This window comes from Pantoea agglomerans NBRC 102470, from assembly GCF_001598475.1.
GTDB classification, from domain to species: Bacteria; Pseudomonadota; Gammaproteobacteria; order Enterobacterales; family Enterobacteriaceae; genus Pantoea; species Pantoea agglomerans.
Genome location: NZ_BCZA01000003.1, coordinates 64324 through 77177 on the forward strand (window position 1 = coordinate 64324; position 12854 = coordinate 77177).

The following is a 12854-nucleotide window of genomic DNA, read 5'->3' on the forward strand; positions in this document are numbered from 1 at the left end:
ATAGTGGATATGACGCGGCGCGCCGTAGCAGGACGCTAACGACGCGCCGCGTCACCTTCCCCTGACGTCAGGGGAAAGGCTGACGGTTATAAATAGTTGAACTGCCCATCCTCGGTACGAACGGAATCGAGTCCAATCATCACGTTGAATTTGCCGGGTTCTGCAACATGCTGCATCTGCTGGTTCCAGAACTTCAGCGCATCCACGTCGATTTTAAAGGTCACGGTTTGCGACTCGCCCGCTTTTAGCATGATGCGCTTAAAGCCACGCAGCTCCTGCACCGGACGGCTGATGGAAGCGACCGGATCGTTGAGGTACATCTGCACCACCGTCGCGCCATCGCGTTTACCGCTGTTGGTCACGGTCACGCTGGCTTCAATGCTGCCGTTACGCGGCATAGTCGGCGAGGACATTTTTACCGGCGACACGGTGAAAGTGGTGTAGCTCAGGCCGTAACCAAACGGATAGAGCGGACCGTTAACCGCGTCGTAGTAGTGCGAGGTGTACTTGTTCGGCTTAGCAAAGTTGTAAGGACGACCGGTTGGCAGATGGTTGTAATAGATCGGAATCTGACCCACTGAACGCGGGAAGGAAACCGGCAGTTTGCCCGACGGGTTGTAGTCGCCGAACAGCACATCGGCGATGGCGTTGCCGCCTTCGGTGCCGCTGAACCAGGTTTCCAGCATCGCATCGGCCAGCCGATCTTCATTCACCACTGACAGCGGGCGTCCGTTCATCAGCACAATCACTAGCGGCTTACCGGTGGCTTTCAGTGCTGCTAACAGCTTCTGCTGGCTCGGCGGGATCACCAGGTCGCTGCGGCTGGAGGCTTCGTGCGCCATACCCTGCGCTTCGCCCACGGCGGCAACCACCACATCGGCCTGCTTCGCTTTGGCGACCGCGTCATCAATCAACTGCTGCGGTGAACGCGTATCCACGGAAACCGCCTGCTCATAGAGGTTCAGGAAGTCCTGAATCCCTTTGTTGTCGGTGACGTTAGCGCCCTTCTCATAGAGCAGCGTAGCCTTGCCTTCGGTGGCATTGCGCATGCCCTGCAGCAGCGAAACGGATTGCTTCGCCACGCCAGCGGCGGACCAGCTGCCCATAATGTCGCGCTGGCTGTCTGCCAGCGGACCAATCAGGGCAATGGTGCCCGATTTTTTCAGCGGCAGCGTTTCCAGGCGGTTTTTCAGCAACACGATGCTCTTACGCGCGACGTCGCGCGCTTCAGCCCGGTGCAGACGGCTTTCCGCATTGGTGTCCTGCGGATCGCTCTCTTTCGGACCTAAATGGCTGTAGGGATCGTTAAACAGGCCCATGTCATATTTGACGTTGAGCACATGGCGCGCCGCATCATCAATCTCCGCCATGGTGACGGCGCCGCTCTTCACCAGAGCGGGCAGATACTTGCTGTAATATTCGTCGCTCATGCTCATATCGACGCCCGACTTCAGGGCGATGCGCACCGCTTCCTGCGGATCGCTGGCGACGCCATGTTTGATCAGCTCTTTGATTGCGCCATGGTCGCTGATGGTGATGCCTTTGAACTTCCACTTATCGCGCAGCAGATCTTTCAGCAGCCAGCTGTCCGCCGTGGCGGGTACGCCATTGATCGAGTTCAGCGCCACCATCACGCCGCCGCTGCCGGCATCCAGTGAAGCTTTATAGGGCGGCAGATAGTCCTGGAACATGCGCTGCGGGCTCATATCCACGGTGTTGTAATCGCGTCCGCCTTCAACTGCGCCATAGAGCGCGAAGTGCTTCACGCTGGTCATCACGCTGTAGCGATCGGCAGCACTTTTGCCCTGCATCGACTGCACCATGCTGCGACCCATTTCGCTGGTGAGATACGTATCCTCACCAAAGCCTTCAGAGCCACGGCCCCAGCGCGGTTCACGGCTGACATCCACCATCGGCGCCCAGGTCATGTTCAGGCCATCGTCGGCCGCTTCATAGGCAGAGACGCGCCCCACCTCTTTCACCGCATCCAGATCCCAGCTCGACGCCAGCGCCAAAGGAATCGGGAAAATGGTGCGCTGACCATGAATAACGTCGTAGGCGAAAAACAGCGGGATCTTCAGGCGGCTGAGCTGCATCGCCTGATCCTGCATCGCGCGGATATCCTGACGGGTTACGGTATTAAAAATCGCGCCAACCTGACTCTTCTGAATCATGTCACGAATCACTTCTTTCGGATTATCAGGTCCGACGCTGATTAAACGCAGCTGGCCGATCTTCTCGTCCAGCGTCATTTTTTTAAGCAGTTGGTTGACGAAGGCATCCCGCGCCTGTTCGGTCATCGGGTGGTTACCTGGCACTGTCTCAGCCAATGCCGGTTGCATCGCGAGGGAGACAGCGAGACTAACAGAGTAAATCCATTTCATCAGGTTGGGTTCTCTTAAGTAACTGCGCAATATCGAATAAACAGGCGGCAGTGTGCCACAAGATGAGAATAGCAGGTAGCTGCCGCTGTCACACTGCGTTGAGGTGAGTTGACGTGCTACAGTTAGGACGCACTGATAAGACAAGGGAATTGCTCATGATACAAACCTCTGCCCTGCTTTCTGACCTGCGCCGCCTGGTCGGCCCTACCCATCTGCTGACTGAACCTGAACAGACCGCGCGCTATCGCAAAGGCTTTCGCTCCGGCGAAGGCGAGGCGCTGGCGGTGGCGTTTCCCGGTACGCTGCTGGAGCTCTGGCGGGTACTGCAAACGCTGGTAAATGCCGATGTCATTATCCTGATGCAGGCGGCGAATACCGGCCTGACCGAAGGCTCGACGCCGCATGGCGACGATTACGATCGTCCGCTGGTGATTGTCAGCACCCTGCGGCTGGATAAGCTTCAGCTGATCGACGAAGGCCAGCAGGTGCTGGCGTTCCCCGGCAGCACACTCTACCAGCTGGAAAAAGCGCTAAAGCCGCTGGGGCGTGAACCCCACTCGGTGATTGGCTCCTCCTGTATTGGTGCCTCGGTGCTGGGCGGCATCTGTAATAACTCAGGCGGATCGCTGATCAAACGCGGACCGGCCTACAGTGAAATGGCGCTGTTTGCCCAGATTGATGCGCAGGGAAAACTGAAGCTGGTGAACCATCTCGGTATCGATCTTGGGACGTCACCGGAAGAGATTCTGGGGCGGCTGGATGATGACCGCTGGCAGCCCAAAGATGTGCAGCACGATGGCCGTCACGCCTCCGATCATGAATATGCCGACCGGGTTCGTGAAGTGGATGCGGATACGCCCGCCCGCTATAACGCCGATGCGCGTCGCCTGTTTGAAGCCTCCGGTTGTGCCGGGAAGCTGGCGGTCTTCGCGGTGCGACTCGATACCTTCGCCAGCGAACCGCAGCAGCAGGTGTTTTACATCGGCACCAACGAGCCCGGTGTTCTCAGCGATATTCGCCGTCACATGCTGGCGCATTTCACCCATCTGCCGGTGGCGGGCGAATATATGCACCGCGACATCTATGACATTGCGGAAGTCTACGGCAAAGATACCTTCCTGATGATCGACAAGCTGGGCACCGACAAGATGCCGCTGTTTTTCACGCTGAAGGGGCGGGTTGATGCCTGGCTGAGCAAACTCTCCTTCGTTAAACCGCACTTCAGCGATCGCCTGTTGCAGCGCCTGAGTAAACTGTTCCCGGCGCATCTGCCGAAACGCATGAAGCAGTATCGCGACAAATATGAACACCATCTGATGCTGAAGATGTCTGGCGACGGCGTGGCGGAAGCGCGTAACTATCTGCGCGACTACTTCCGTGAAGGCGGTGGCGAATTCTTCGAGTGTGAAGGCAAAGAAGGTGCGCACGCCTTTCTGCATCGCTTCGCAGCGGCGGGTGCGGCGGTGCGCTACCACGCGGTGCATTCTGATGAGGTCGAAGATATTCTGGCGCTGGATATCGCCCTGCGTCGTAACGACGCGGACTGGTTCGAAACCCTGCCCGATGAGATCCGTGCCTCGCTGAGCCATCGTCTCTACTATGGTCACTTCTTCTGTCATGTGTTTCATCAGGATTACATCGTCAGAAAAGGTGTCGATGTGCATGCGCTCAAAGCGCAGATGCTGGAGATTCTTCAGGCGCGGGGCGCGGAATATCCCGCTGAACATAACGTCGGACATCTTTATCAGGCCAAACCGCAGCTGGCGGCGTTCTATCGCCAGCTCGATCCCACCAACAGCTTCAATCCTGGGATTGGCAAAACCAGTAAGCAAAAGGGATGGGCGGTGAAGCAGGTTTAATCGCCTTATCGGTCAGCCTGCTTATCTGAGCAGGCTGATTGTCAAACAACCGGGAGGCCCGTTCGCCCCCCGACTTCCCGTTGCAGCGGCCCTGCTAATACCTAACATCTTTATCAAAAATCAATTTTCATTAACATATTGCACTTTCTTTATTTTCTATCTTTGGTTCTGTGCAATACCTCACAAAACATCCTGCTACTAATTGATAATTCGCGTCGCGAAAAATATATTATCACCACAAAAATAATGATGTAAGTAAGCATTTGGCTTTCATTCAGGGAGGAATGATCATGCGAAAAATTAATTACGCGTTAGCGTTAGTTGAAATAGCCACCGTATTAATAGAGTTAACTGCAATAAGTTCATCACCGGCTTACGCCAGCGGATTTATTGAGGACTCATCGCTTAAAGGTAATGTTTTTTACTGGCAGCGTCAGCGAGATCGCAGAGACACCGATCCCGCCAGTGAATATCAGGGGCAGTATCGGGCTAATTTACATCATGCCTCGCTCAACAGTAATCTCGACTATCAGTCAGGCTATGCCGGAGAGTGGATTGGTCTGGACCTCGCGATTTTCGGTGCTGCTGAGCTTTCCAACAGCGGCCCCGCCGCACCCAATGAAATTGGCTTCAGTAAGGCGCGTACCCGCTGGGATGAAAAGTGGAATGGCGACAGCGGCGGTGCTTCTGTTTATAAAGCCGCACTGAAATTAAAATATAACGATTACTGGTTGCGTGCCGGTTATATTCAGCCAACCGGCCAGACAATTATTGCGCCACACTGGAGTTTTTTACCCGGAACCTATCGCGGCGTCGAAATTGGTGCGCTGTATGATTTCCAGCAGGCCGGTGCATTATCGCTCTCCTGGATGTGGAGCGACAAATATAAAGCGCCCTGGTATCGTGATTTATATAATTTTCGTCAGGCTGATGGCAAAACGCCTGTCAGCTACCTGCATTCGTTCGGCATTAAATATGACTTCAGGAATAACCTGGTGCTTGAGGGCGCATTTGGCCAGGCGGCGGATTATATGGATCAATATTTTGCCAAAGCCTCGTGGTCAGCCACGCCCGGCGGCAATGCACTCTACACCAGCTATCAGTTTTACGGGGCGCACGACAAAGTAGCGGGCGGTGCCGCTAATCCCCGTGATGTCTATGACGGCCTGGCCTGGTTACAGGCGATCACGGTCGGCTATACCGTCGGCCCGGTTGATCTGCGACTCGAAGGCAGCTGGGTCAAAGCAGAGGGCAATCAGGGCTTCTTTTTGCAGCGCATGACGCCAGGCTACGCCAGCTCCAATGGACGACTGGATATCTGGTGGGATGCCCGTTCCGACTGGAACGCCAATGGCGAAAAAGCGATCTTTGCCGGGGCGATGCTCGCCTTAACGCCGTGGCAACTGGCGGGATGGAAAGTGGGCGCATCGTACGTCTGGGGCTGGGATGCCAGACCCGCCACGCTGCCCACCGTTGACCAGAGCCAGCGGCTGAAAGAGTCCGCCTGGAACCTTGATCTGATCTATCAAATCCAGCAGGGGCGCGCCAAAGATACCCTGTTTAAACTGCATTACACCCGCTACGACAATCACAGCAATCTGCCCAGTTACAGCGGCGGTTACGGCAACATTTTTCAGGACGAGAAGGACATCAAATTTATGGTTATCGTGCCGTTTACACTGTTCTGACGCCCTGCAGACTCCCGGATATCTCTTCAGCAGCAAGGATGAATCAATATGTTTAAGTTAAGCCTTATCGCGCTCACTCTGCTGGGCGCTGCAGCCACAGGCCACGCCAGCTCGTCAGCGCAGCAGGTGGTGAATCAGATCAGCCAGTTTGGCGTCACTTATCAGGTGAACGATAATCAGGCCGCCCTGCATGGCACCGACTGCGCCGCGCTGGGTGCCGACTATGCCGCCTGCAATCGCGCCACCATTACCCTGACCAATAACGGCCCAGCCCTGACCGATAAACACTGGGCAATCTACATGAGCAACGTCCACCAGACGCTGCGGGTCGATAACGAACAGTTTAAAATGACCCATCTGGTCGGCGACCTGACCCGGCTGGAGCCGACTGAGAAGTTCACCGGCATTGGCGCGGGCGAATCGGTGCAGATTCCGATCGTTAACGAATACTGGCAGCTGTTTGCCACGGATGTGATGCCGCGCTGGTATGTGACGTCCGGGCAGGCCACCCCCAAAATTATTGCCAGCACCGATCATGAAGATCCCAGCCAGTTTGTGTTGCCGCTAGGGGATAACTGGCGACGCAGTGCCGATGACCGGAATATCCTGATGCAACCCGCCAGCCGGTTTGATAAAAACAGCGATGTTGCCACCCTGCCCGCCTCCGCGCTGCGCGGTCAAATCACACCCACGCCGCTTGCGGTAAAACTGCGTCCGCAGGATGCCGATCTCAGCCGTGGCGTCAGTCTGTCTCTGACCGGGCTGACCCGTGAAACCGGTGAGGCGGTGAAGCAGCGTCTGACCCTGCTCGGCCTGAAAGAAGCGGCTGATGGATTTGCCATCAGGACGCAGATCAAACCGGGTCACTTCAGCGGCAAACAGGCTAAACCGGGCGCATACGATCTGGATATCACCCCTCGCCGTGCCATCGTGGTGGGCTACGATGCTGCCGGTGCGTTCTATGGTCTGATGTCGATTCTCTCGCTGATCCCTACAGAAGGCGCGCCGCGTATTGCCACGCTGGAAGCCCATGACTCGCCCCGCTTTGCCTATCGCGGCGCGTTTCTCGACGTTGCCCGTAACTTTCACAGTAAACAGGCGGTCATGCGGCTGCTTGATCAGATGGCGGCCTGGAAGATGAACCGCTTCCACTTTCACCTCAGTGACGATGAGGGCTGGCGGATTGAGATTCCTGGCTTACCGGAACTGACTGACGTGGGGGCTAAGCGCTGCCATGACCTGAGCGAACAGCACTGCCTGCTGCCGCAGCTCGGTTCCGGTCCGTTCAGCGATAACAACGGCAGCGGCTATTTCAGTCGTGCCGACTACATCGAGATTGTGAAGTATGCCCAGGCCCGTCACATCCAGGTGATCCCGGAAATCGATATGCCCGCCCATGCCCGTGCCGCCGTCATCGCCATGGAAGCACGCTATCAGCGGCTGATGAAGGAGGGAGAAGCTGAACAGGCCAGCGCGTATCGCCTGATCGATCCCACCGACGACTCCAATACTACCTCGGTGCAGCTCTATGACCGCACCAGCTATCTCAATCCCTGCATTGCGGGTTCACAGCGGTTTGTCGATAAAGTGATCGGTGAAGTTCAGGCGATGCACCGGGAAGCGGGACAGCCGCTCGGCGTCTGGCATTTTGGCGGTGACGAAGCGAAGAATATCCGGCTGGGCGCTGGCTACTCGGATAAACGCGACCCTAAACCGGGCACCGGTCTGCGCGACTGGAGTAAAGAAGATCTGCCGTGGGCGAAATCGCAGGTTTGTCAGGCGCTGGTGAAGAGCGGCAAAGTGGACGATCTGGCGCACCTGCCGAGCTACTTTGCCCTGACCGTCAGTGACATTGTTAACCGGCACGGTATTGGCAAAATGCAGGCCTGGCAGGATGGTTTAAAACATGCCAAAGATTCAGCAGCCTTTGCCACACCGCGCGTCGCGGTCAACTTCTGGGACACCCTCTACTGGGGCGGTTTTGACACAGCCAGTGACTGGTCACAGAAAGGTTACGACGTGGTGATCTCCAGCCCCGACTATCTCTATCTGGATTTTCCATATGAAGTTAACCCGCTGGAACGCGGTTATTACTGGGGCACACGCTTCAACGACGAGCGCAAAATCTTTGGCTTCGCGCCGGACAACCTGCCGCAGAATGCTGAAACCTCGGTGGATCGCGACGGCAACTTTTTCAGCGCCAAATCAGAGAAGCCCTGGAGCGGTGCTTACGGCATTTCGGCCCAGCTGTGGAGCGAAACGGTGCGCACTGATGCTCAAATGGAGCACATGATCTACCCTCGCCTGTTTGCAGTAGCGGAACGAAGCTGGCACCGCGCCAGCTGGGAGCAGGATTACAAGGCGGGTCAGGAGTATGCGGGGGGCAAAACCCATCTCGTCGATCAGCAGGCACGCCTTAATGACTGGCAGCGATTTGCCAATCTGCTGGGACAGCGGGAACTGGCGAAGCTGGATAAGGCGGGCATCGATTATCGCCTGCCGGTGCCGGGAGCCAGAATCGTTGATGGCATCCTGTCGATGAATGTGGCCTTACCGGGCGTTACGCTGGAGTACAGCCTGGACAAGGGCACAAACTGGCAGCGCTACGATGCCACCAGACCACCGCAGGTCAGCGGTACGGTGGCAATTCGCTCGGTGAGCCGCGACGGGCAGCACACAAGCCGCGTTGAATCCCTGTAGAAAGCGAAGTGAGAACGGGCTGAGAAGCCAGCGTTTGAATATGAAAAAGGCCGACAGAAGTCTAATGGCAGTCAGTTAAGCGACAGGGGATAACGCAGTCTGGTGCCGGGCAGGGGCTGGCGGTCCTCGCGCCGCTGCGCGGTTCCTTCACTTCATTCGCCAGCCTGACGGACTGCCGGGGATGGCACATCCTGTGCCGCCCCGCCTTTCGCCCGCGTCCTGCGGGCTCTCCTGGCAGACTCATTCTGTTCAGCGCTGCGGATTACCTGCCCCTGCCCGGCCCCAGCCTGCTCTGAAACTTCAGTGTGTATTGTTAAAAAGGGCACGATAGTGAAGGCCTGAGCGCCGCTGTTGCTCGCTCGCCCAGAAAAAAAGCTGCCACGTTTGACCGTGGCAGCCTTTACAAATCTGATCTTAACTGATCAGCATTAGACAGCAGTCGGCCCTTTCACACCTAAACCAGCTTCTCTTCGGGGACCGGCTCCGCACCCGCCATCTGCTGACGGCGCTCGATAATCATGGTTTGCGGTGTGGAGAGCAGGATGCCCTCTTTACGCAGACGCGTCAGAATATCGAACAGCAGATCGCTCTTCGCCCCTGCGATCTGGCGCTGACCCGCCACGTTACCGGTGACGCTCAGTATAATTCCCTGCTGAGTCAGATCTTTAAACGAAACGGATGGCTCTGGCGTCTCCAGAATGCGTTCATTTTCGTTGTAGACCTCCAGCAGAATATCGCGCACTTTCGCCGGATCGATGTCGAGCGGGAACGTCAGCGTAATCGTGACCACCCCCTGCGCATTACCCATGGTGGCATTTCGCACGTTCTGCGAGATAAACTGCGAGTTCGGCACAATCACCGTGGATTTATCGCCCAGCTGGATCTCGGTGGCGCGCACGTTAATCCGGCGGATATCCCCTTCGATACCGCTGATGCTCACCAGATCGCCAACCTTCACTGGCCGCTCGGTCAACAGAATCAGCCCCGAGATAAAGTTCTTCACAATCTCCTGTAAGCCAAAACCGATACCTACCGACAAGGCACTGACGATCCAGGCCAGCTTATTCCATTGCAGACCCATGATCGACAACGTCAGCAGGATGACCAGTACATAACCGATGTTGCTGAACAGCGTCACCAGCGACACCCGCATGCCCACATCCATGGTGGTTTTCGGCAGGAAATCAGTGTCGAGCCAGCGGCGCACCGTTCGCAGCACATAGATGCCGACGATCAGGCAGATAATCGCATTCACCATATGCGCCGGGACGATATTCAGGGATTCAAGCCCTTTACCGCCCCAGAACTCAATCACTTTTTGCAGCAGTTCAATCGGCGTTGAAGAGGCAAAGGTCCCGTTGACCAGCGCCAGCGCCACAACCAGCACCAGGAAGGTTTTACCGATGGCCGTCAGCAACGTAGCCGTTTGCTGCAGATGACGCTCATTGATGTTAAGCGAACTCTGAATGCGGCGACCGGTTGCGTTACTGGTCGAGAACAGGCTCTCACAGCCATCGTTGAGCAGATGACTGAGGAAGTAGAACGAACCAAACAGCAGGCCGCACCAGATCACTTCATAACTCAGAAAGCGCGCCAGCGTGACGTAACCGATGAGCAGCGACACCAGAATGGCGATGCCGGTCAGCGTCAGGCCCATCTGGATCAGTCCGACCAGCGTAGAACGGGCCTCCGGTGGTGTGCCCGCCTGTGTCATACGGCGACGAACCCGGTTGGTGCGCATGCTGATCGCCAGCGCGGTAGTACCAATCAGCAGTGCCGTCAGCCCGTTGGCAAAAATGGTGGTATTCAGGCTGGTGCCGACGCTGTAGTTAAACGCTTCGACCGTCTGGAAGATAAAGACCAGCACGGCGGTAATCGGTGGAAACGGTTTTAACGCCATCGCCACTTCATTGGAGATGGTCGGTAAACGCCAGCTGGGTCGACGGGTAGAGAGGAAAGCGCGTCCCAGTCCGGCAATCAGGCCACAAAAGACACTGAGCCGAACCAGTTGATCCACAAAGTCCTGAACGTTTTCAGAAACCTCATCACGGCGGGTAAAGGCCAGGGCGATAAAGTTAAAGGTGAGGACGACAGCCACCAGGGTGGTCAGGGCTATCGCTGCCGCCAGGAAACTGCGGCGCAGCTTCCCTTCCGGCAGTTTGTGAATGCTAATCCAGGCCAGAAACTCTTCGCTGTAACGACGGCCAGCCGTCATCACCAGCATCGCAGCCAGCAGCCAGAAGACACTGCCCACGCGCCAGCCCGGCTCCCATGAAAGTGCCGCAGTGTCCTGCAACTCCTGCAGGAATTCACCGATTTTCTCGCCATCCAGATCCTGACTATTGAGCAGCGGTGACCAGAAGCGCGGCCCCAGAATGGTGCCGGAGTTCAGCGCCAGCTGGCTTTTCAGCTGATCGCGGCGCAGGTTAACAATCTGCGAGGAGAGCATCAGCGCGCCATTTTTAATGCCTTCGGCCTGTTTGATCTGGTCGTCGAGTTTGCTTTTCTGACTCTCCAGCGCGTTACGCTTGCGCGTCACTTCCGACGTCTCTTTTACGCCGCTGTCGGCTTTAGGTGCCGGCCCCAGAACCTGCAACTGGGCTTCCAGTTGCTGGCGATCGGGGAGCAGCGCCTGGCCCAGCGTGTCGGCACTGCCTGAGAGCTCAAGCGCCATTTCATTCAGCTGAGTCAGCTTGTTTTCGCCAGCATCAACGGAGACCTGACTTTTGATTTTATCGAGGATCTTCTGCATTTTCGGCAGTTCAACCGCAGCATTCAGCTTCGGCGGAGCATCCTGTTCCTGAGCAGCACTGGCCTTATCATCCGCGGCCAGCGTCAGCGCCGGGGCAAATGCCACCAGCGCCAGCATTAACAATGCAAAAAAGGATCGTAGCTTAAACATATGAGTAAGATTCCGGCAGCTTAAATCAGGCGATCGTCCCTCGCCAGTCGCGCGTAGTGTAGGGCTTTGCAAGGGATGGCAATATAGGAATAACGGGCATTTTTCGGGCTAATTCGGTGCAGACAGAGGCGTGAAAATCGCTGTACGCCTCTGCCTGCACCATCCCGGATACCCGCTCAGCCTGCAGATAATGCCAGTGTCCGCAGCGCGTCACACCGGCTGTTTTCTACTCAACGTCGGCGCTGCTGGCCCCATTACTGGCAACCTGGCCCGATTTCTGTTTTTTATATGCCAGCGCGGCGGCCGGCACCGGAGCCGCTTTACCGGTCTCAATCCAGCTGCGCAGACGGTTAGCGTCGGCGAAGTGGGTATATTTGCCAAAGGCATCCAGCACCACCAGCGCCACCGGACGATTATTAATCATGGTGCGCATCACCAGGCAGTGGCCCGCCTCATCGGTGTAACCGGTTTTAGTCAGCTGAATATGCCAGTCATCTTTATAGACCAGATGGTTGGTGTTGCGGAACGGCAGCGCATAGCTCGGATGGGCAAACACCGCCGTCTCCTCTTTAGTGGTGCTGAGCGCGCCAAGCAGCGGATATTCCCGCGTAGCTTTGAGTAATTTAACCAGATCCTGCGCGCTGGAGACGTTTTGCGTCGACAGGCCGGTTGGCTCCACATAGCGGGTCTGTTTCATGCCCAGTGACCGCGCTTTCGCGTTCATCGCCCGGATAAAGGCGTTATAGCCGCCCGGATAAGCATGGGCCAGACTGGCGGCGGCGCGGTTTTCCGAGGACATCAGCGCCAGCAGCAGCATATTCCGGCGGCTGATCTGGCTATTGAGCTTAACGCGTGAGAAGACACCCCGCATTTCCGGCGTCTGGCTGACATCGACAGTTATCATCTCGTTCATCGGCAGATGCGCATCCAGCACCACCATAGCAGTCATCAGCTTGGTGATGGAGGCAATGGGCCTGACCCGGTCAGGGTGGCTGGAAAACAGCACTTTATTGGTCGTGAGATCGACAATCATCGCACTGCCAGAGGCGATCTGCGGCTGAGCAATCGGCGCCAGTTGCGACAGCGACGTCGTCGCCTGCGCCGGAAGTGAAACAATCTGCCCTGAAACGAGCAGCGCCAGCGAAAGCAGGGTGGAACGAATTTTTGCAGGCATCGTAGAAAAAACCCGGTTATGAATATGTACTGTGTCAGACCGACACAGGCCGCCCGCTTCAGTGAGGTCAGAGCGCGGGCTGGCGGCGATATCATACCCGTAAGGTTAAGAAATTTCCTGGTGAGAGTGTTTCCGGGCGTAAAAAGA

6 protein-coding genes are annotated in these 12854 nt (G+C 56.6%); 3 read left to right on the forward strand and 3 right to left on the reverse strand.

Annotation, left to right across the window (positions count from 1 at the left end):
* Positions 1 to 86: 86 nt before the first annotated feature.
* Positions 87 to 2384 (reverse strand): beta-glucosidase BglX, encoded by a 2298-nt coding sequence (gene bglX / locus PAG01S_RS06445; protein WP_062758113.1) that lies wholly within the window; start codon positions 2382 to 2384, stop codon positions 87 to 89.
* A 155-nt stretch (positions 2385 to 2539) separates the two neighbouring features.
* On the opposite strand from bglX, the gene dld reads away from it, so the two are divergent.
* The 3 genes from dld (at position 2540) to PAG01S_RS06460 (ending at position 8631) form a co-directional block, all read left to right on the forward strand.
* Positions 2540 to 4243, forward strand: coding sequence for a D-lactate dehydrogenase (gene dld / locus PAG01S_RS06450; protein WP_010260312.1), 1704 nt, complete (start codon positions 2540 to 2542; stop codon positions 4241 to 4243).
* 290 nt (positions 4244 to 4533) lie between these two features.
* A complete protein-coding gene (chiP, locus tag PAG01S_RS06455) occupies positions 4534 to 5931 on the forward strand; it encodes a chitoporin ChiP (RefSeq protein ID WP_062758115.1) in 1398 nt (465 codons plus the stop codon).
* A gap of 48 nt (positions 5932 to 5979) precedes the next feature.
* Positions 5980 to 8631, forward strand: a complete 2652-nt coding sequence (locus tag PAG01S_RS06460) for a beta-N-acetylhexosaminidase (protein WP_062758117.1) — start codon at positions 5980 to 5982, stop codon at positions 8629 to 8631.
* A 454-nt stretch (positions 8632 to 9085) separates the two neighbouring features.
* Here the strand turns inward: PAG01S_RS06460 and PAG01S_RS06465 are convergent, their stop codons facing one another.
* Positions 9086 to 11533 carry a DUF3772 domain-containing protein gene (locus PAG01S_RS06465; RefSeq protein ID WP_045140614.1) on the reverse strand — a complete coding sequence of 816 codons (2448 nt, stop codon included), beginning with the start codon at positions 11531 to 11533 and terminating at the stop codon, positions 9086 to 9088.
* Positions 11534 to 11759: 226 nt separating this feature from the next.
* Positions 11760 to 12707, reverse strand: a complete 948-nt coding sequence (gene pbpG, locus PAG01S_RS06470; protein ID WP_010669685.1) for a D-alanyl-D-alanine endopeptidase — start codon at positions 12705 to 12707, stop codon at positions 11760 to 11762.
* Positions 12708 to 12854: the final 147 nt, after the last annotated feature.

Bases quoted from the DNA above. Each gene is read 5' to 3' on its own strand.
- chiP (WP_062758115.1), top strand. From the start codon at position 4,534: ATGCGAAAAATTAATTACGCGTTAGCGTTAGTTGAAATAGCCACCGTA.
- dld (WP_010260312.1), top strand. From the start codon at position 2,540: ATGATACAAACCTCTGCCCTGCTTTCTGACCTGCGCCGCCTGGTCGGC.
- bglX (WP_062758113.1), bottom strand. From the start codon at position 2,384: ATGAAATGGATTTACTCTGTTAGTCTCGCTGTCTCCCTCGCGATGCAA.
- PAG01S_RS06460 (WP_062758117.1), top strand. From the start codon at position 5,980: ATGTTTAAGTTAAGCCTTATCGCGCTCACTCTGCTGGGCGCTGCAGCC.
- pbpG (WP_010669685.1), bottom strand. From the start codon at position 12,707: ATGCCTGCAAAAATTCGTTCCACCCTGCTTTCGCTGGCGCTGCTCGTT.
- PAG01S_RS06465 (WP_045140614.1), bottom strand. From the start codon at position 11,533: ATGTTTAAGCTACGATCCTTTTTTGCATTGTTAATGCTGGCGCTGGTG.